Below are 20,340 nucleotides of genomic sequence, written 5' to 3'. Positions count from 1 at the left end.
AATGAGAAGATATAAAATATACTCGATGATTATAATCATTATCTGTATAATGGTTTCATCTCTTATCATAATAAAGGGATGCCAGGACATTGAAAAGGTGAAAATTTCACAACGCCACCTCGAAGATTACAAGAAAGCCCCAAAGGAACTTTTAAACCCTGAACTACACACTAACACGGGGCATACTATCATAGGAAAACTGATAATACCAAGGATAGGCTTGGAAGTTTGGATAAGGGAGGACACGGTTAACGCCTACGATTCCGTCTACCATTACCCTGAGAGTGTGATGCCAGGGGAACCCGGAGACTGCGGCCTACTGGGGCATAGAACAAGATATTCAGGGCCTTTCCAGTTAATAGGAAATTTAAGGCCAGGTGACATGGTAATAATAGAGGACTTCATAAACTCTAAAAAATACACATACAAGGTAGTATCCAATGGCGAGGATATAAGATGGGATTACAAGGAAAACCCCATAAGATTCGCACAGACAGGAAAAGCGAAACTAATGCTCATAACATGTTACCCGCCGGGGAGAACGGACGCTGCATGGATAACATATTGTGAACTTGTAAACATCCAATAAGAGGTTCAAAAAGATGGACATCTTCGATGAAATTTACCAGGATTTCAAGAAAGTAAATGGATTTAATGGTATAATGGTAATGGATGATCAGAGCATCCTCTATGATAGGATAACATTGGAGAAGATGGATAAAGGACAAATAGAATCCATGGCGAGGGTTATAAACGAATCATCACGAAAACTGCTTAAGAGAACTGGACAGGGCCGCTGTAAGACGATAATCCTAGAATTCCAAGAAAGTAAAATGATACTATTGGATATTGAAGATATACACATTATAGTAATAGCAGACAAAGGCGCTAACCTTGGTCACATAATCCTCGTATCAGAAAAAAACAGGAAAAAACTCCACAGGATAGAGAAAACACCAACTATCAGTGAGAAGGTTACTGAGGCCCCAATAAAAGGGGAAACCACCCCCACAGGTGAGGTTAAAAGTTTACCCGAGGAAGGGGAGGAAGCCACCCCTCCAGAGGAGCCCCAAGGGTTACCTGAAATAAAACCGCCGATTTCGCTCCCCACCATGGAAAAGGAAGTTGAAGTACCTGCTGCTGAAAAAGAAAAAATCGGCTTAGTACTTGAAATATATGAGAACATACTACTTGCAATGTCAATTGGAGCCAGTAAAATAATGGGAGTGGCACCAGCCAGGGGAATGTTGAGGAAGTCGTTACCATATAATGAATGTCCACAGATCCTTGAAGGTGTGGAAGTTAAGGCAAATGCGGCCATAGAATTTGACACCATAAGGTCCAATATAGAAAAGTCTCAAAATAGGGTGGAGGACATCATAGAGGGCCTTAATGGGATAATATGGGCGATAACAGAAAACTATGGTAGAGTAATGGGATATGATGCATTTAGGGGTATGATAAGGCCAGAATTCAAGTCAATCCATAAAACATATGGTACGGCAATGGAAAAACTTGGGATAATAAATGGGATACACCCAGAACTTAGGAAGATCTGGGAAGAATCATCATAAGGGTTTTATCCCCCCTTACATTGAATAGGCTAGTGGGAGCAGGGACAATGCTAGGAGAAAAGGAACTTAGGAGGCTTTTCCCAGAATTCGAAGACCTAATACAACCGGCGGGTATAGATCTGCGCCTTGACGAGGTTTTTGAACAGGCCAGCCTAGCATCTCTTTTAGATGATAAAAAAAGATTACCAGAACTCCGAAGGTTAAAACCTCCAATCTATAATTTAAAACCTAAAAAAGCCTATCTTGTAACTGTGGACAGGAAAATAAAAATCCCAAAGGGTTATGCCATGATATACCTTCCCCGTTCAACACTACTAAGATCATTTATAGCAGTGCACACAGCACTCGGAGATCCGGGATTCCATGGCAGACTAAGATTCCTAATCTACAATTACGGGGACTTTGAATATAAAATAAAAAGAGGGGAGAGGATAGCACAGGCCATCGTATTCAAGGTTAAGGGATCCGGGGAATACAATGGAAGCTATCAGGAGCCGCTATAATGCCTTCTCCAGTTCATCAACAGCCTCGGGATTCGCGAGGGTGCTCGTGTCACCTACTTCCTCCCCTATAAGTTTCGCTTTTATTATCCGCCTCATTATCTTACCTGAGCGGGTCTTGGGAAGATCATCCACGAACCCGATATAACTTGGAGTTGCTATAGGGCCTATCTCCTTACGCACGTGCTCTCTAAGCACTCCCTTGAGGTGTTGGGTTGGTTCAACATCCTCCTTTAATATTACAAAAGCTGCTATCTCCTCTCCCTTGAGTATGTCTGGTTTCCCGACAACTGCAGCCTCCACCACGAATGGGTGGCTTACAAGGGCGGATTCAACCTCAGCCGTACTTATCCTATGACCTGCCACATTTAGGATATCATCTTCCCTACCCTGTATCCAGAAGTAGCCATCCTCATCTATCCTCCCAACATCCCCTGTAAGGTAAATGTTTGGGAATTTGCTCCAGTAGGTTTCAATGTAACGTTTCTCGTCCTTGTATAATGTTCTGAACATTGCAGGCCATGGGGTCTTGATTACAAGGTGGCCTCCCTCATCCCTTAGACTGTTACCCTCGTCATCTAGTACATCAGCTTTTATGGTTGGGAAAGGTTTATATGCCGAGCCCGGCTTCAGTGGATTTATGGGTAATGGTGTGATAAGGTGCATTCCTGTTTCGGTCTGCCACCATGTATCCATTATGGGGCATCTTCTTCCACCAATATTCTCATAATACCATATCCACGCCTCTGGGTTTATGGGCTCCCCCACGGACCCCAGCAACCTTAAACTGCTCAGATCATGGGCCTGGGGCCATTTTTCACCGTATTTCATGAACATTCTTACTAGGGTGGGTGCTGTGTAGAATATTGTAACTCCATAGTCTTCTATCATCTTCCAGAGTCTTCCAGGGTCTGGATAGTCTGGAGCACCATCGTATAGTATTGATGTGGCCCCTGCTATCAGCGGCCCATAGACGATGTAGCTGTGGCCTGTTATCCATCCTATGTCTGCTGTGCACCAGTAGATGTCATCGTCTCGGATGTCGAAGACGAATTTCATGGTTGTGTAGGTTCCCACGGCGTATCCTCCATGTGTATGTACCACGCCCTTGGGTTTGCCTGTTGTACCTGAGGTGTAGAGTATGAATAGTGTGTCCTCTGCTCCTAGTATTTCGGTTTCGCATTCTTTCTCCTGTCCTTCTAGGAGGTCGTCCCAGAAGATGTCTCTTCCTTCTTTCATGTTCACTTCTGTTTTCAGGTTTTCCACGACTATGACCTTCTCTATGGTGGGTATATCGTCTATGACTGTGTCTAGTGTGTCCTTGAGTTTTATGATTTTTCCTCGTCGGTGGAATGCGTCCGCTATTATCACTATCTTGGCCCCTGCGTCTATGGCTCTTTCTTTGAATGCCTTGGCCCAGAATCCTGAGAAGACTACGCTGTGTATTGCCCCGATTTTTGCACATGCTAGCATTGCAATGGGCAGTTCTGGTATCATTGGAAGGTAGAGGCTGACCCTGTCCCCTTTCTTGACTCCTAGTTCCTTTAGTGCATTTGCTAGGCGGTTCACTTCCTTGTAGAGGTCGAAGTATGTTAATTTTCTCTTTCTACCATCTTCTCCTTCCCATATGTAGGCTATCTTGTTTTTTCTCCATCCTTTAACGTGTCTGTCAAGTGCATTGTGGACTATGTTAAATTTACCATCTGCAAACCATTTTGCATATGGTGGATCCCATTCCAATATTTTAGTGTAGGGTTTGAACCAGTCCAATTCTTGGGCTAACTCGTCCCAGAACCATTCTGGGTCTTCTTCACATTTTTTAATGAGCTCGGAGTAACTTTTTATATTTCTTTTGTCCATCCATTTTTTAATATTGCTTTCTTTAACAAGTTCTTCTGGTGGGTGGAATATCCTTTTCTCATGGAGTAGTGCATCTAGATGATCGGTCATAGAATCTCACCTTATATGTACTTTTGGTTTGAGATAATATTTTAAAGTTAAGTTTAGGGGATTTTGTCTATGAAATGTTCTGATGCTATCGTAAAACTATTAGAAGATGCTGGTATAAAATATGTTTTCGGTCATCCGGGTGAACATGTGTTACCCCTTTATGATTCTTTGAGGACTTCGAGGATTGAACATGTACTTTTGAGGCATGAACAGGGGGTCGTGCATGCGGCGGATGGGTATGCCCGAGCATCCGGGGGAATAGGTGTCTGCATATCCACTGGGGGGCCAGGTGCCTTGAACCTTGTTATGGGTGTTGCAACAGCCTACAAGGATTCCATACCATTGATCGTGATCACTGGGGATATTCCACGGGCCCAGATAGGATTGAACGTATTCCAAGAAGTTGAATTGGAGAAGGTATTCAAGCCAATCACAAGATACACCTTCAAACCAGAGAATGGTGAAGAAGCCATATCAGCCTTGAAAAGAGCCCTATTATATTCTAGGATGGAGCCTATGGGCCCTATCCACATTAATATAAATAAGGACATATTCCAGGAGGAGGTGGGGGAGAGCATAATATCAGGGGGGGTGGAATATTCTCCCACGAGGGACTATACTAATATGGGGGAGGCTATCAGCTTATTAGAGTCGTCTAGGAGGCCTCTTATAGTTGCTGGTGCCGGTGTGCTCTGGGCTCGGGCTGAGGATGATCTCAGAGAACTTATAGAAGCCCATGATATACCAGTTGCGACAACATATCCTGCGCGGGGTGTTATAGGCGAGGATCATCCATTATGCTTGGGGATGATAGGTACAAGGGGCACCCCCACAGCTAATTATGCTGGGAGAAACTGTGATTTGATCATAGCATTAGGTTGCAGGATATCGGAGAGGACAATAACTGGATTTGGGGATTCGCCAATAATACACGTGAATATCGATAAGAAAACACTCAAGGGGGATGTTAACCTCCAAATGGATGTTAAGGAATTCATAAAGAGGATAAAATCTAGATTAAGTTTCTCCACCAGCTGGGTCAGAGAATTGAATGAGTATTCAGTGGATAATCCCCCAGCATATGATTGTCCGCCACTCTTGGAGGATTATCCTCTCAAACCTAGCCAGGTTATACCAAGGATATTTGAGTTGGCCCCTGATGCGATAATAGTGAATGATGCTGGAAGCCATACGACCTGGGTTACCCTTTATAGGAGGGTTTTGGAAAGCCGCTCATTAATATATTCTGGGGCGTTCGGGCCCATGGGCTATGGGCTCCCGGCTTCGATTGGTGTCGGCTTGGCAAGGCCCGAGAAGAAGATAATTTTGATAACAGGGGATGGTGGTTTCCAGATGACCATGCAGGAACTTGGGACAATAATGGAGAGGGGCTTGCCCATTATAATCTGTGTGTTGAATAATTCCAGTTTGGGTATAGTAAGGCAATGGCAGGAGATGGAGTATGGTGAAAGTTACCAGGTTCGCCTTAAGAACCCGGATTTTGTCAGGTTGGCAAGGTCATATAATATAGAGGCTGTTCGGATAGAGGAGCCGGAGGAATTAGATGATCTTCTCCCGAATATTCTTGGGGCGGATGAGCCGGTTTTGGTTGAAATAAGAGTTGAAGAAGAGGATATCCCATTACCACCAGGTTTCATTGATGTGGATGGGGGAGGGGAATGAGCTGGGAAAAGCAAGGCTCTTGGGGGAGGTTATAGGTTTTCGAGGCATTCTTCTTTAAGTATTTTGGCGTCTTCGTTTTCTGGGTTTATACTGAGTGCTCTGTTGAATGATTCGAGGGCTTCTTCGAAGCGGTTTAGTTCGAGTAATGTGACGCCACGGTTGCTCCAAAATATATCATTTTCCGGTTCTAACTCTAATGCCCTCTCGTAGCATTCTAGGGCATCCTGGAAACTTCCAAGTTCGAATAGTGCATTACCCTTCCTATTCCAGAGTGTTGCGCTTTCATCGTCTTCTAATGCAAATTTTAATGCGTTTTCATAGGATTTTATAGCTTCTTCTTTTCTTCCTAGTTCTGATAGGAGGTCGCCCCTGGCGTTCCATGCTCCCACATTTTTATCATCTGCTTCTATGGCCTTATCATAGTATTTGAGCGCTTCTTCTGCTTCTCCCATAACTTCTAATATTACTCCATGCCAGTATAGGATGGTTGTATCTTCTGGGTTTATCTTGAGGGCTTTGTTATTGGAGTTTAATGCTCCTTTTATGTTGCCTGCGTTAAGTAATGTGATGGCCCTGTTATTCCATATGTATTCGTTTTCTGGTTCTAACTCTAATGCCCTGTCATAGTATTCTATTGCCTTTTGGAATTTTCCAAGTCTTGTAAGGTTGTCTGCTAGCCTATTTAGTATGTAGACGTTTTCTGGGTCTAATTTTAGGGCTGCATTATAGCATGTTTTTGATTCTTTATATTTTCCAAGGTCGAATAGTATGTCTGCTTTTTGGATTATCATGGCCTTTTGGTCTATTTTTTCGCCTTCCCATTCTTCGATTGGTAATCTCTTGAATCTTATAATCTGAAATTTGGTTTCATCATCAAGTTCCCCATATATTCTCTCGAATTCCCTTTTAAGTTCATCAGCGTCTTTGAAAGCGTCTTCTTGGGCTAGTTTATCATCTTCTATAAGGTCCTTGAATTTTATGATCTCTACACTTGTAACCTCGGCTTCGAAGACTTTTTGACGCTCTTTTGATATGAGATTCCAGTAACAGTGGAGCCTATCACCCACCCTTAGGGGTTTCTTCCATAATTTACGTATGGTCATGTTCTTTTCACCGGTTATAAGGTCGATTTGGCGGCTGCTGAATGATAGGATGGGCAATCTACCCCCTCCACTGTCACTTATATTTTTTCTTCTCCAAACTCTTGTGTTCTGATCTTCACGTTTTCACAGTACTTTTTAGCTTTTTTCGCGATATCCTTTAGGATGGAAGGTGATGGTGGATTAACATTTTTGAATTTGGGGTCGAGTACCATATTGTTCCTGAATTGTTGTATCACATAAAGGTCGCATTGGATCTGGGAGGCGATGCTTATAATATCTTCTGGTTTTAAGAGTCCGGGGACATAAGTGGTTCTGCATTCAAGGAAAACCTTTGATTTTGATAGGATATTCATGGTCTCACGGACCCGGCTCCCATCAAAGCCGAATATCCTCTCATATTTTTCAAATGGGACTTTAACGTCGAGTGCAACATAATCTACTAGCTTTTTTATCCTATTGATGTGTTTTGGCTGGTAGCCGTTGGTGTCCAGTTTTGTTTTAAGGTTTTGTGATTTGGCAAATTCTAGGATTTTTTCTGTTTCATCTATTTGGAGGAGTGGTTCTCCACCACTTATTACAATGGCATCCACCAGATCTTTGGATTGTAGTATTTTCTTGTAGATGTTATTGAGTGGTGTATTTTTTCCTCCGTTTATGAGTTCTGGGTTATGGCAATATGGGCATCTGAATGGGCAACCGGCGAGGAATATTACGAGTGATGGAGTGCCGGGAAAGTCTACTGTAGAAATACTATAATCTCCAATTTTCATAAGATCACTCTATGATCTCCTTGAGGGCGTCTATGAACTTATCATCTTCTTTTATTGTCCCCACACTCACACGTATCCAATATTCGTCCAGGCCCTTGAATGATGTGCAATCCCTGACTATAACACCCCTTTTGAGTAATTCATCAACTAATTGACCCGCGTTCATGCCTGTTTCGCGTATATCCACTAGTAGATAATTTGCATAGGATCTGAGGACCCTGAGTTTATCCATTTCTGAAAGTCTATGATAGAGGTATTCTCTGCTTTTAATTGAAAATTCAATGGACTTTTTTATATAATCTTTATCAGATAATGTTGCAAGGGCAGCTACATGTGAAAGTCTAGTCAAACTGAAAACGGGCTTAATACGATGCATATAATCTATTATCCTGGGATTTGAGATACCATAGCCTATACGCATACCAGCAAGGCCCATGGCCTTTGAAAATGTTCTTAGGATGAGCAGGTTCTCATAATCCTTGAGGAGTTTTATGTTACTGACACCTGCAAATTCGAAGTAGGCTTCATCCACTACAACCAATGCAGAAGTTGATTCTAGTATCCTGGTTATATCATCTTCTCTGATAAGGCCACCAGTGGGATTGTTGGGTGTGCACAGGAAGATGAGCCTTGTTTTATCATTTATGGATTCTATGACAGAGTTTGTATCAACTGTGTTCTCTTCCATGTCCCATTTTGCATAGGCGGGCTTTGCACCATATGGGCGTAGGGTATATTCATAATACATGTAGGATGGTAGTGGGACGATGAATTCTGAGCCTGGGTCTATGAAGGTTTTGCCGAGGAGGTCTATTATTTCATCGGCTCCATCACCCCCGACTATTATCTGATTGGGGCGTGTCTCTGAGTAGTCTGCGATTGCCTTTTTGAGGTCATCTAATCCTGATTCGGGGTATCTGTGCATGTTCTTGGTTTCGTGTTTAACCGCTTCAACGGCTTTGGGTGAGGGTCCGAGGGGGTTTTCATTGGATCCGAGTTTCACGATTTCACTTTCTTTAAGCTTGTATTCTTTGGCTATTTCTTTTATTGATCTTCCGGGCACGTATGGTTCTGTTCCTAGTATTGTGTCTCTGATCATTATAATCCCTTCTTGGCGAGTTTGGAGTATCTTAGTGCGTTGTCTTTTATGGATTTTATCTCTTCTCTTGTAAGTTCCCTTATGAGCCTCCCTGGGACGCCGAGTATTAGACTTCCTGGTGGGAATTCTTTTCCTTCGGTTACAACGGTGCCTGCTCCTATAATTGAATCTTTGTTGATGGTGGAGCCATTGAGTATGGTGGCGTTCATCCCTACAAGGACATTGTCTTTTATACTGCAACCGTGTAATACTGCTGCATGTCCTACGGAGACGTAGTTTCCTATGGTGGTTTTGAATCCTTTGCTTGTGTGTATTACGCAATTGTCTTGGATGTTAGAATATGAGCCTATTTTGATGGGTTCGATGTCGCCCCTTATCACGGCGTTATACCAGATTGATGAATGATCCCCTATTTCGACTTTGCCTATTATCTTAGCTCCACTGAGGACTTTAAAGTTTTTTCCCATCTTATCCACCTAAAGTAGAGGCTGTTATGATATGATTAGGGGATAAGGTTAATAAGTATTTTCCCAGGATTTTATTCCCGTTAAAATTAAAAGGAGAATGGGATGTGAGGTGTGGGGGGTTTTTATGGGCTGTTTTTTCCAAAGGTTGGGGGAATTTTACACTCTTTTGTTGATTATATGTTCTTGATTTGCTATTACTATTCTGTTTGATGGTATGTCATGTGATATTATGCTGCCGGGTCCTATGTGGGATCCGACGCCCACTTTGATGCCTGGGTTAAAGGAGGAATTGACGCCAGTTTTAACATTATCTGCGAAGATCGCCCCCATTTTGCGGCGGCCCGTGTCCATTTTTTCCCCGTTTATGGTCATCTTCACATGGTTGTCGTCGAATCGGAGGTTTGCTATGTTTGTACCCGCCCCGAGGTTGCAGTTTTCTCCGATGACGGAATCTCCCACATAGGATAAATGGTTTATATTTGTTTTATCCATTATTATGGAGTTTTTGATTTCCACGGCATTTCCTATGCTTACATTATCTCCTATTGATGTGTTTGCTCTGATGTAGGAGTTGGGGCCTATGTCACAGTTTTTTCCTATGTAGACGGGGCCTATGATGTATGTTCCTGATCTTATTATGCTATTTTCTCCTAGGATGATTGGCCCGTGGATTGTGACGTTGTCTTCTATTTCACCTCTTATATCCTCTTTTATGTCTTTGAGGAGTGTTTCGTTGGCTTCTAATAGTTCCCATGGTTTCCCGACGTCTATCCAGCGCCTCCTGGATATTATCCCTTTTATTGTTAGCCCGTCTTTTATTTGCATTTTGATGGAGTCTGTTATCTCGTATTCTCCGCGGGGTGATTTTTTTGTCTTTTCAATGTAATGGAATATTTTGTGGTTGAAGAGGTATATGCCAGTGTTTATCAGGTTCCCTGGGGCTTTGTGGGCTGGTGGTTTTTCTATGATGTCCTTTACCTTGTCTCCTTCTAGTTTAACAACTCCGAATTGGCTTGGGTCTTCGACTTCTCTGAGTATTATGGTGGTGTCGGCTTCTTTATAATGTGATAGTAGGTCTGTGATTGTGTCTGGTTCGGTGATGATGTCGCCGTTGAGTACTATGAAGTCATCCTTTACATGTTTCTGGGCGTATTTTATGGCGTTTGCCGTTCCTAGTTGTTCTTTTTGTGTATGGTATCTTATATTTACGTTGAGATTTTCTCCGTTATTGAAATATTCTTTAACTTTTGATTCATGGTATCCTGTTATCATTAGGATGTCTTTGATGCCGTTTTCTCTTAGGGCTTCTATGTTGTATTGTAGTATGGGTTTGCCTGCTATTGGTAGCATTGTCTTGGGTCTTGTTAGTGTGAGTGGTCTCATTCTTGTCCCTTCACCTGCGGTTAGGATGACTGCTTGCATCATAATCCCCTTATATTATTTTTTCTAGGAAGGATCGGCTCATATTATGAAGTTTTTTGGCTGTTTTTTCTTTTTTGGCTTCTATTCTGACTCTTATATATGGTTCTGTGCCTGATGGTCTTATGAGCACCCAGCTGCCATCTTCTAGTGATATCCTTACACCGTCTATGTTGTCTATTTGTATTTTCTCTGTGAATTGTTTGGGTAGTTGTTGTTTAACTTTCTCCATAACATTGTCCTTTTTGGTGTCGGGGCAGGGTATCTTATCTCTTATGTTGTAGTATGATGGTATTTCATCGAGTAATCTGGATAATGGACCCTCTTTTGATACTATTTCAACGAGTTTGAGGGCTGAGAATATCCCATCGGGTGATAGGGAGAATTCTGGGTGTAACCATGTGCCGGATGGTTCTCCGCCGAATGTTCCTCCTTCCTTGATTAGGGCCTCTGCAACGTGCACGTCCCCCACCTTTGTCCTTATGACTTCTCCGCCAACTTCTTTTAGGCATTCATCGAGGCTGATGGATGCGTCGACTGTGGTGATGATTTTACCACCTTTCTCTTTTGCGATGAGTGTTAAGAGTTTATCAAAGTCTGCGAATCTGCCTTTTTCGTCAACTGCGACCATCCTATCGGCGTCGCCATCATGGGCTATGCCAAGATCTGCCTTGCTGACTTTAACAATATCCATCAGATTTTTCAGGTTTTCTGGGGTTGGTTCGGGGTCTCGACCGGGGAAAAAACCGTCTGGTTGACAATTCAATGATAAGACTTCACATCCGAGCTCTCTTAAGATTACTGGGGTTATATGTGATGCTGCTCCACAGCCACAGTCAAAGACTACTTTAAGGCCGGGTTCTACTTTTACATGTTCTAGTAGATCTTCCATGTACATTTTTGTCATGTTCATGTGTTCTGAATTTCCGAGGTTGTCCCAGTCTGCTGTGATGTAATCTTTTTCTTGGATTATCTTTTCTATTTCCCTTTCTTGTGCTGGTGAGTATGCGGTTCCATCATGGTTCCATACTTTTATTCCATTGTATTCTGGTGGGTTGTGTGAGGCTGTTATCATTACACCTGCCTTGGCTTGAAGTTTGGATGTGGCATATCCTAGGACTGGTGTGGGGACCATTCCTATTTTGATGACGTCGCATCCTCCTTCCATCAGCCCTGCGGATAATGCGTTTTCTATGACTTGGCTTGATGTGCGCGGGTCGTATCCTACTATGACTTCGCCTTCTCCTTTGAGGTGGGTTGCGATGGCTTTCCCAACTTTTAATGATAGTGATGCTGTTAGTTTTTCTTTGAATTTTCCTCGGATGCCTGATGTTCCAAAGAGTTTCATTTTTATGCACCGAATTTTTCTGTTTTGTCCATTAGGTCGATTAGTATGTTCATTATATCTGATCCTCTTATCCTGCAGAGTCCACCTTTGCTTGCTTCTCTTTCATTGAATCTTTTTATGTTATCTACTCTTATACCTGGGCCGGTGATTACGATGGGTACTGGGTCTCCGGTATGGTCTTTTACGTGTATTGGGGTGGTGTGGTCGGCTGTGAAGACTAGGTATATTTCGTCTAGTGGGATGTCTTTGAATATTTTATCAACTTTTTCTAGGAATTCTATTTTGCCTTTCAGGTCTCCGTCGTGGCCTGCTTCATCGGCGCCGTCAATGTTTACGAGTATGAGATCATATGGGCTGTTTATTGTGTCAAGGATTGCGTTTTTTATATTTTTGAGGTTGGTGTCTGTGCCTCCGGTCGCCCCTTCCACTTCTATGACGTCCATGCCTGTTAGGTTGCCTATACCCTTTATTAGTCCCGTTTCAGCTATACACGCCGCTTTTAGGCCATATTTTTCCTCGAATTTTGTTATATGGGGTACGGCCCCAGCTCCTCTTGGTAGTATGATGTTAGCAGGGTTTTCGCGCCTTTTTATGCGTTCTATGTTTACTGGGTGGTCTTTAAGTAGTTGGTATGATCTTTTGACTAGTCTATTTATGAGTTTGGCGGTCTTTTCGGCTGCGGGGGAATTTTCTAGGGGTTTCACGGTCTTGGGGGGTTTGCCCTCCTTTTTTGGGTCTGAGTCCGATACTTTGTCTGATAGGTTTTCACCCCTTAAAACTAGGACTGCTCTGTGGCCTGTGGATTCCTTGAAGATTATTTCAACGTCTTCGAAGCCTTCTATTTCCATGGAGTTGATTGTTTCGGCTATTTTGTCGGTTTTTTCCCTTATTCGACCCGCACGCCTGTCTATTATTGTCCCATTTTCGTTCTGGGTTGCGAAGTTGCATCTGAATGCTATGTCTCCTGGTTTCACTTCCACTCCCACCCCAGCGGCTTCGAATGGTCCTCTGCCAGTGTAGACTTTGTATGGGTTGTATCCTAGGATTGAAAGGTGTGCGGTGTCGCTTCCAACCCTTATACCTGGTCTTATCGGGTCCATGATACCGTTAATCCCATTTTCCGCCAACTTGTCCATGTTGGGTGTTTCAGCAGCTTCTAGTGGTGTCTTTTCTCCGAGTTCTGGTATTGGACGGTCTGCCATCCCATCAATTATCATTATTAGGCTTTTCATATTTCACACCTTGGCTTTTGTTTAGAGATGGAGGAGGATTATCCCTGCAGCTGCTCCTGTGATTGTTGCTAGTAGGTTCACCTGTTCATTGTTAATGTAATTTTTTCGTTCAAATAATGCGCCTAGGATGCTGTCCATGAAGCAGCCTATGGTGCCTGCTATCACAGCTATTTTAATAGAGGTTATGGGGTTGGGGCATATTTGGAGAAAATATGCTGATAGGCCGATGATACCTGCTCCGATTATGCCCGCGGCGGTTCCTAGGGGTGATACGCCACCATCTGTTCCCGGTTTAACCTTTCTTGTCAAGTCTGTTATTAGTCTGGGCGTCTGCAGGATCCCTATTTCGCTTGCTAGTGTGTCTGCGGTTGCTGTTGCCACGGATCCTATGAATCCCCCGAGGAACCCATCATAGTAGCTGAAGCTGGCCATTATAAATGGTATTATGCCATTGGACATGACGTTCCGCGCGCTCCTCCTACCTTCATAGAGGTTCATGGACTTCTTATAATCTTTCTTATATTTTGTGGCGAAAAGGCTTAGAATCAAAAAAATGAAGATCAGAATCAGCCAATTAAACCCGGCGGCTATTATTATAATGAAACCCATTACGACCATTAGGAGGGATCCCCACAGGTCCAAAGCACGCCGATTGTAGGTTAAAAAGCCTATGAGTATGCATATGAGTACATACATCCAGTTGAAGTCTTTCATATGGGGGATCCCCCCATCATGGGGCCCCTATTCTAGGCTGGTTCCCCTAATACTTTGGTCTTTATTATCTCCACTCTTTTGAGGGGATAGACTTTCTTGGCTTCATGGTATATCTCTGAGGCTATTTTCTCTGTTACAATACCCTCCACGAGCTCGTTGAAGGTTTTCTCACTTGCAAGCTCCTCTATCTTGTCTTCGATGATTTTACGCATGTATCTTTGTTGTGATGATTTGGCTCTTCGGGTTGTTATGGCGAGTGTGTGTACCTTTACCTTGTAACCATCCTTTGTCTTCACTATCTTCGGAGCGTCAACACGGCTGGTACCTCTTCTTATCATGCTCCGAACGTAATCTGTTGTAACTTCATGGCCTATGAACTTTGTAGTTGCTTTATCTCCTGTCACGTTTTCTATCTCAAATTTTAATTTAACGTATTGTCTTGAGAAGTCACCTGTAAGTTCTCGCATTGTAGCTTCTACTCTCCTAGTGGATAATAGTTTAGGGTCACGTGCAGGTGTAACACCTATCTCCTTTTCCCCGAATAGGCTCGGGGCTGTTACAGTATACCATTTTTTTTCTTTCCATGTGTCTCTTACTCTTCTTCTTCTCACTTTAGCCATTATATCACCCTAAAATTGTGAATTTGTGAAAAATTAGAATAAACTTTGGGTCCTAATTTTCCAAAATATTGAAGTAGATTATTAGGTTAGAAGATATTTAAATATTAAGGTTAGCTTTTCATGAACTTGTAATGTTTGATATACCTCCTAATAGCATCCTCTATGGGTCCTTCATCTGATACGAATCGTATACCCGCCTCTTCAAGGCCGAATTTAGCCCTTAATCCGGCCTGGACTGCTATTACAATATCACAGTCTCTTATAGCATCTAATGTTTTCATCCATTGGTGTTTTTCGGCGGGGTCGAGGTTGACTTTCCTCTCTTCGACCATTTCTGCTTTTTCACCATCGAATTCGTAGATGATAAACTTTGATGCTTTGCCGAAATGTGAGTTTACATTTTCGCCATCAGATGATGCAACAGCTATTTTCAACTCTAACCACCGGGGGGTGGGGGGTCTAGTATATTTTTTTGATTAGTTTAGCAACGTTTTCGCCGAAATGTTCTATGGTTTCGATACCTTCTTTATCATCTTCAACTTCGCCGGCGGCCCAGGCGAAGAGGATGTTCCAATAGGTTGAACCTGGGATTATCATATCATTTATGAGATAGAACATTAGCATTTCTTGTATTGTGGCTGTTTGACCACCCCTCCGGGCTACTGCAATGGGTCCGCCGACTTTCCATTTTAGGAATTTGTCGGAGGCTCTTGAAACCATTCCTATCCTTTGTAGTGCTGACATGACATCGCCGCGTGCTGTTCCGAAGTATACTGGGGATCCTACTATGAATCCTTCTGATTCTTTTATTTTTTGGATGATGGTGTTGAGGCCATCATCTATTGCGCATTCACCTGTCTTTGCACAGGTTAGACATGCTCTACAGGATTTTATGTCCATTTCCTTTAGAGAGACTATTTCGGTTTCGAGGCCTTCTTCTCTGATTTTTTCGGCGCATCTTTCTAATGTTGTCATGGTATTGCTTTCTTTCCTTGGACTTCCGCATAATAATAAAACTTTCATTTTGGCATCTCCCCTTTGAGTATTTCATTTACAGAGGCGCCTTTAAGCGCCTCATGACATTTACATGGGGATTCATCGATCATCTCAACACTTCTATTTATGATCTCCACGATAACGGGCCTTTTATCCTCCAGGACTTTGAAAACTTCTTCTATGGTGAGTTTGTCCTCTGAGATTGACGCTGCATAATTTGATACTAGGCAGAGGCTTGCATAGCACATTTCAAGTTCTCTTGCGAGAACGGCTTCGGGTAATCCTGTCATCCCCACGACTGTGCCCCCTAGGATTTTGAACATTCTTATTTCGGCTGCAGTTTCGAAACGGGGCCCCTCTGTGCACACGTATACTCCACCATCTTCTACTTTTCCAGTTGATATTAGTGTGCTTCTGAGTTTTGGACAATATGGTTTTGTAACATCCACGTGGACTGTCTTGTCATCGTAGAATGTTCCTATCCTCGTTTTTGTGAAATCTAGGAAGTCTTCTGGTGTGACTATTGTCCCTGGTTTGATGGATTTGTGGAGTGATCCTGCGGTGTTGGTTGCGATTATCTTATTGGCGCCTAAACGTTTAAGGGCCCATATGTTTGCTCTGTAGTTTATTTTGTGGGGTGGGTTGTGGTGGCCTTCTGCGTGTCTGGGTATGAATGCGACTTTTTTGCCGTGGAGTTTGAAAATTGATATTGGGGGTGAGTCCCCGTAGGGTGTTTTTATGATCTTTTTTTCCACCTTGACATTTGGGGGTGTTTTGTAGATTCCTGTTCCACCGATTATCCCTATCAACTTGTTCACCCTTTGGCGACGCCTAGTGGTATCATTTTGGCGACTAGGCGTGATATGCCTGTTTTGTGTGATGTGTTAACGACCATGTCAACGTCCTTGTAGGCTCCTGGTGCTTCTTCTGCGATAACTGGCATTGAGGTGGCCCTTATGTATATTCCCCTCTTTGAGAGGTTCCTTTGGACTTGCTCGCCCCGGTATGTTCTCTTTGCACCTGCTCTGCTCATTTTACGGCCTGCTCCGTGTGCTGTGGATCCGAATGTTTCTTTCATTGCGGTTTCTGTCCCGTGGAGTACGTAGGATGCTGTCCCCATTGTACCTGGTATTATGACTGGTTGGCCTATTTTCCTGTACTTGGAGGGTATTTCTTTTCTCCCCGGGCCGAAGGCTCTTGTAGCCCCTTTTCTGTGGACGTAGACTTCTCTTTTCAGGCCTTTTATTGGGTGGGTTTCTTTCTTGGCTATGTTATGGGCTACGTCATATAGTATTTCCATTTCCATGTCTTCGGCTGGTTTTTTGAATACTTGTTCGAAGGATTCTCTCACCCAGTGTACTATCATTTGTCGGTTGGCCCATGCGTAGTTTGCTGCTGCTGCCATGGCCTGGAAGTATTCTCTTGCCTCTTCTGAGTCTACTGGGGCGCAGGCTAGTTGGCGGTCTGGTATTTTGATGTTGTATTTTTTGTAGGCTTTGTCCATGATCTTTAGGTAGTCTGAGCAGATTTGGTGGCCGCATCCTCTGGATCCTGTGTGGATTAGTACTGTTACTTTTCCGGTTTCTAGGCCGTAGGCTTTCGCGACTTTTTCGTCGAAGATTTTATCTATTCTTTGGACTTCTAGGAAGTGGTTGCCTGAGCCTAGTGAGCCTAGTTGTGGTATGCCCCTCTTTTTTGCTTTTTCGCTTACCTTTGTTGCGTTGGCGTCTTCTATTTTACCATTTTCTTCGAGGTGTTCTAGGTCTTCTTCCCATCCGTATCCGTTTTCAACAGCCCATTCTGCACCGTTTTCTAGCACTTCATCGATTTGACCTTCTTTTAGTCTTATTTTGCCTTTGCTTCCAACGCCTGAGGGGACGTTCCGGAATAGTGTGTCTATGAGTTCTTTTATTTTTGGTTTGACTTCTTCATGGTCTAGGTTTGTTTTTAGTAGTCTGACTCCGCAGTTTATATCGAATCCCACGCCACCCGGGCTTATGATGCCGTTGCTGGCGTCGAATGCTGCCACGCCACCTATACTGAACCCGTAGCCGAAGTGTATGTCTGGCAGGCCGATTGAGAATTTTTGTATGCCTGGTAGGCATGCTACATTCGCCACCTGGTCAACTGCTCCTTTCTCCAGGTCTTTTAATGCTTCTTCATCTAGGAATATTCGTCCGGGGACGCGCATGCACTCTTTATAGTCTGTGGGGACTTCCCATACTGATTCTCTAACTTTTATCAGGATATCCTTCACATCCATATTTGATCCCACCCCTGGGGGTTCTTTTTTTTATAGGTCTACTATTACTCTAACTTTATATTGGCCGTTTTCTTCTCGCACGTCCATGAGATGATAGGTGACCGCTTTTACTTCATCGCGGATTTCATGTATACTAGGATTTATATTGTCACCGTTGGCTTTTCCTTCTAGTTTATATACTCTATTTTTTTGTATATTAACTTTGAATTTTGAGAAGAATAGGAATTCTGTATCCTTTAGGAATAGGAGTTCATCGAGCCAATCATGTAGGAGTGATATTTCATCTTCGGCCTCTAATTCTATCTTTTTTTCTTCTTTTGGTTGGACTTTGCTGGTGTCTGTCATTAATTCGAACATTGCCAGGGCCGCGTTTTCGAAGGCTTCTTCTATTGTTGACCCGTATGCCCAGTAGCCGGCGTCGGCTGTTACTTCGAAGTATTCGAATTTTTTCTTCATATTCTCTCCAACCTGTTTATTAGTTTTCAGATGCTCTCTACCTCTTTTTTTATATCCTCTGGTGGGTGACAATCTATTGGGGTGATAAGGGATGTATAGGTTGGATAGGTCAAAGAAAAAAGGTGGTTTCAGTGACCTTAATATTGAGGCTTGTATCATAATATTTGTTATCCTTTTACTTATAGTGGATGGTGTGTATTTTTTCGCGAGCACGCCAAATTCTAATTATCCATGGGGCCTGTTTTTCATCTATCTGGTCCTTTGTTGAATCTTGGGATTATGAGCCGTGCATTACCACGTTTACCCTTACCTGTGAATGGGGTGTCAATAAGTCTTAGAAATTCGAGTTTTTCCAATATCCTATTAAATGATGAATAGCTTAACCCTGTTTTCTTTTTAAATTTATCATAGACTTGGCCTGCTGTTTGGTTTTCACCCTTCGCGTCTCTGATAATCTTTAAGAGTTCTTTTTCATTTTTTGAAAGATTTTTTATTGTGTCTTTGAAATTTGTGTATGTTGTGTCTTTTATAGCCTCTTTAAGGTGTGCTTTTTTTATCCTGGGGGATGCTTCTGCCTCGGCGAGGTTCCCGCAGACCCTTAGAAGGTTTATACCATATCTCAGGTCTCCTGTTCTAAAGGTCAGGTCTGAGATTTCCTCTATTAATTCATCGGAGATTACACCGTTATAGAATCCTATCTTTGCCCTGTCCTTTAATATGTTATATATTTCATCGTAGTTATATGGTTGGAATATTACCTCCTGTGGGATAAATACAGAGTTAACATTTTTGTCAAGAGCATACCTGAACTCAATATCTGATAATATGGCGAATATACCCGTCCTGACATTATCAAAGGCCTCATGGGCTCTTAGGATGTCATAGAATATCCTGTTAGCATTCCTGTCATGGAATAGGTGGTTGACATCATCTAATGCGACTATGAGAGCCTTGTCCTCTGTTGAAAGTTTATGCATTATGTCATGGTATATCCTGGAAAATGGGACCCCGGTCTCTGGGGGGTAATAGCCGAAGATCTTATAGTATATCTGTGAAAATATGCCGAAGCGTGTTGTGTGCAATTGACAGTTAATATAAGAGCATATAACCTTCTCTGAGTTAGCCTCAACCATTTCAAAGAGTTTCCTTATGGCTGTGGTCTTACCAGTTGCACAGGCTCCTAGGACAACTGCATTGATGGGCCTCCCGCCCATCAAGGCGGGTCTTATACAAACTGCAAGGGCTTCCATCTGTGAATCCCTGTACTTAAAATTTTCAGGGATATAATCAGAGTCAAAGGCGTGTAGGTTCCGGAATATTGTCTCATCATGTAGTAGGATATCATCTATTCCCATAATATGATAATTATCCTTCAAGGTATATTAACCTTTCAATGATTTAGCCTCTATGAGATTATAAATTTTAACATCCTCATTTTCCATTATCCAATCTATAAGCTTTTTGGCATATTCAAGTTTCAACCTTTTAACTTCATCTGCTTTTTCCATCTTTTCACTTATCTGTGGCCTTGAATATCTTGTAATGATATCACCGAAATCCATACCAGCTAGGATTATGAGTTTGGCGCCTAATTCAACCGCGAGGAAAACACTCCTATCACCATCAGTGAAACCACCAAAGTTGTGCAGGTCTCCTATTGGGGGTGTCTGGGTGGTCCCTAGGATGTTTCTAAGCTTTGGAAGATAAGCTTTTAACTTTTCCAGGTTGTTACCATGTGCATGCACCACTATGAAAGAACCGGCCTTATTCGCCCTGATTATATCATCCATGCTACCGTCAAGGTCTGTTACGATAATATCGGGTAGTATAGATTCTTCTAGGAGGGCGCTTGTAGCCCCGTCAGCGGCTATCAACGTGAAAACCCTAAGGTCAAAATCCTCCTTTAAGAGCTTTAAATGTTTTTTAATGGATGGTCCGGCCCCAAAAATTATGAATTTATCACTATGTGGCAGATCATCCATGTCAACTTTCATATTTTCATGTTTTTTGAGAAAATCGTTAAGGTACTCGGCAGCTTCCATATCAGCTATGGGATCGAATTTGAAATCTTCTAAGATCCTCTCATACCAGCCAATCCATGTTTTAAGATCCATATAATCACGTTTAAGGAGACCATACTTTTTGG

General features: G+C 42.7%; 21 protein-coding genes. 4 read left to right on the top strand and 17 right to left on the bottom strand.

All coding sequences use genetic code 11. From position 1 onward, the window contains the following. The first annotated feature begins 1 nt into the window (after position 1). Genes MTTB_RS06520 through MTTB_RS06510 form a run of 3 tightly spaced genes read left to right on the top strand, consistent with a single transcriptional unit; the run spans position 2 to position 2,077 of the window. Complete coding sequence (locus MTTB_RS06520; protein ID WP_248564203.1) at positions 2 to 589, top strand: class E sortase; 588 nt, start codon at positions 2 to 4, stop codon at positions 587 to 589. A gap of 13 nt (positions 590 to 602) precedes the next feature. Next, the gene (locus MTTB_RS06515; RefSeq protein WP_248564202.1) at positions 603 to 1,574 is read left to right on the top strand and encodes a roadblock/LC7 domain-containing protein; all 972 of its coding nucleotides are present in this window, start codon (positions 603 to 605) and stop codon (positions 1,572 to 1,574) included. Positions 1,575 to 1,621: 47 nt separating this feature from the next. Further along, a complete protein-coding gene (locus MTTB_RS06510; RefSeq protein ID WP_248565306.1) occupies positions 1,622 to 2,077 on the top strand; it encodes a dCTP deaminase in 456 nt (151 codons plus the stop codon). Here MTTB_RS06510 and acs read toward each other — a convergent pair. Further along, the gene (acs, locus tag MTTB_RS06505; protein ID WP_248564201.1) at positions 2,072 to 4,024 is read right to left on the bottom strand and encodes an acetate--CoA ligase; all 1,953 of its coding nucleotides are present in this window, start codon (positions 4,022 to 4,024) and stop codon (positions 2,072 to 2,074) included. The genes MTTB_RS06510 and acs overlap by 6 nt on opposite strands. Before the next feature lie 69 nt (positions 4,025 to 4,093). On the opposite strand from acs, the gene MTTB_RS06500 reads away from it, so the two are divergent. After that, the gene (locus tag MTTB_RS06500) at positions 4,094 to 5,707 is read left to right on the top strand and encodes a thiamine pyrophosphate-binding protein (protein WP_248564200.1); all 1,614 of its coding nucleotides are present in this window, start codon (positions 4,094 to 4,096) and stop codon (positions 5,705 to 5,707) included. 29 nt (positions 5,708 to 5,736) lie between these two features. On the opposite strand, the gene MTTB_RS06495 is transcribed toward MTTB_RS06500, so the two are convergent. From MTTB_RS06495 to MTTB_RS06420, 16 genes are all read right to left on the bottom strand, one after another. Next, a complete protein-coding gene (locus MTTB_RS06495; protein WP_248564199.1) occupies positions 5,737 to 6,867 on the bottom strand; it encodes a tetratricopeptide repeat protein in 1,131 nt (376 codons plus the stop codon). Positions 6,868 to 6,887: 20 nt separating this feature from the next. Continuing rightward, positions 6,888 to 7,580 carry an anaerobic ribonucleoside-triphosphate reductase activating protein gene (locus tag MTTB_RS06490; protein ID WP_248564198.1) on the bottom strand — a complete coding sequence of 231 codons (693 nt, stop codon included), beginning with the start codon at positions 7,578 to 7,580 and terminating at the stop codon, positions 6,888 to 6,890. Between the two features lie 4 nt (positions 7,581 to 7,584). Beyond that, a complete protein-coding gene (hisC, locus tag MTTB_RS06485; RefSeq protein ID WP_428343379.1) occupies positions 7,585 to 8,682 on the bottom strand; it encodes a histidinol-phosphate transaminase in 1,098 nt (365 codons plus the stop codon). Then, a complete protein-coding gene (locus MTTB_RS06480) occupies positions 8,679 to 9,146 on the bottom strand; it encodes a gamma carbonic anhydrase family protein (protein ID WP_248564196.1) in 468 nt (155 codons plus the stop codon). Before MTTB_RS06480 ends, hisC begins: the two co-directional genes overlap by 4 nt. A 156-nt stretch (positions 9,147 to 9,302) precedes the next feature. Next, a complete protein-coding gene (glmU, locus tag MTTB_RS06475) occupies positions 9,303 to 10,574 on the bottom strand; it encodes a bifunctional sugar-1-phosphate nucleotidylyltransferase/acetyltransferase (protein WP_248565305.1) in 1,272 nt (423 codons plus the stop codon). 4 nt (positions 10,575 to 10,578) lie between these two features. Beyond that, positions 10,579 to 11,913 carry a phosphoglucosamine mutase gene (gene glmM, locus MTTB_RS06470; protein WP_248564195.1) on the bottom strand — a complete coding sequence of 445 codons (1,335 nt, stop codon included), beginning with the start codon at positions 11,911 to 11,913 and terminating at the stop codon, positions 10,579 to 10,581. Positions 11,914 to 11,915: 2 nt separating this feature from the next. Continuing rightward, on the bottom strand, positions 11,916 to 13,145 hold the full coding sequence (locus MTTB_RS06465; protein WP_248564194.1) for a 2,3-bisphosphoglycerate-independent phosphoglycerate mutase: 1,230 nt from the start codon (positions 13,143 to 13,145) through the stop codon (positions 11,916 to 11,918). A gap of 21 nt (positions 13,146 to 13,166) precedes the next feature. Continuing rightward, the gene (locus tag MTTB_RS06460) at positions 13,167 to 13,859 is read right to left on the bottom strand and encodes a TIGR00297 family protein (RefSeq protein WP_248564193.1); all 693 of its coding nucleotides are present in this window, start codon (positions 13,857 to 13,859) and stop codon (positions 13,167 to 13,169) included. 32 nt (positions 13,860 to 13,891) lie between these two features. After that, on the bottom strand, positions 13,892 to 14,479 hold the full coding sequence (locus tag MTTB_RS06455) for a 30S ribosomal protein S3ae (protein WP_248564192.1): 588 nt from the start codon (positions 14,477 to 14,479) through the stop codon (positions 13,892 to 13,894). A gap of 110 nt (positions 14,480 to 14,589) precedes the next feature. Then, positions 14,590 to 14,913 carry a NifB/NifX family molybdenum-iron cluster-binding protein gene (locus MTTB_RS06450; RefSeq protein WP_248564191.1) on the bottom strand — a complete coding sequence of 108 codons (324 nt, stop codon included), beginning with the start codon at positions 14,911 to 14,913 and terminating at the stop codon, positions 14,590 to 14,592. 25 nt (positions 14,914 to 14,938) lie between these two features. Continuing rightward, the gene (locus tag MTTB_RS06445) at positions 14,939 to 15,502 is read right to left on the bottom strand and encodes a flavodoxin family protein (RefSeq protein WP_248564190.1); all 564 of its coding nucleotides are present in this window, start codon (positions 15,500 to 15,502) and stop codon (positions 14,939 to 14,941) included. Next, the gene (mtnP, locus tag MTTB_RS06440) at positions 15,499 to 16,284 is read right to left on the bottom strand and encodes an S-methyl-5'-thioadenosine phosphorylase (RefSeq protein WP_248564189.1); all 786 of its coding nucleotides are present in this window, start codon (positions 16,282 to 16,284) and stop codon (positions 15,499 to 15,501) included. The genes MTTB_RS06445 and mtnP overlap by 4 nt, the downstream gene beginning before the upstream one ends. 5 nt (positions 16,285 to 16,289) lie before the next feature. Continuing rightward, positions 16,290 to 17,738, bottom strand: coding sequence for an RtcB family protein (locus MTTB_RS06435; protein WP_248564188.1), 1,449 nt, complete (start codon positions 17,736 to 17,738; stop codon positions 16,290 to 16,292). A 30-nt stretch (positions 17,739 to 17,768) separates the two neighbouring features. Then, a complete protein-coding gene (locus MTTB_RS06430; protein WP_248564187.1) occupies positions 17,769 to 18,194 on the bottom strand; it encodes an archease in 426 nt (141 codons plus the stop codon). A gap of 245 nt (positions 18,195 to 18,439) precedes the next feature. Next, positions 18,440 to 19,549, bottom strand: a complete 1,110-nt coding sequence (locus MTTB_RS06425) for an ORC1-type DNA replication protein (protein WP_248564186.1) — start codon at positions 19,547 to 19,549, stop codon at positions 18,440 to 18,442. A gap of 27 nt (positions 19,550 to 19,576) precedes the next feature. Next, entirely contained in the window at positions 19,577 to 20,308 is a 732-nt protein-coding gene (locus MTTB_RS06420) for a 6-hydroxymethylpterin diphosphokinase MptE-like protein (protein ID WP_248564185.1), read from the bottom strand. Between the last annotated feature and the right edge of the window lie 32 nt (positions 20,309 to 20,340).

Source organism: Methanothermobacter tenebrarum, assembly GCF_023167465.1.
Lineage (GTDB): Archaea > Methanobacteriota > Methanobacteria > Methanobacteriales > DSM-23052 > Methanothermobacter_A > Methanothermobacter_A tenebrarum.
This window is presented reverse-complemented; position numbering and strand designations above follow the sequence as displayed.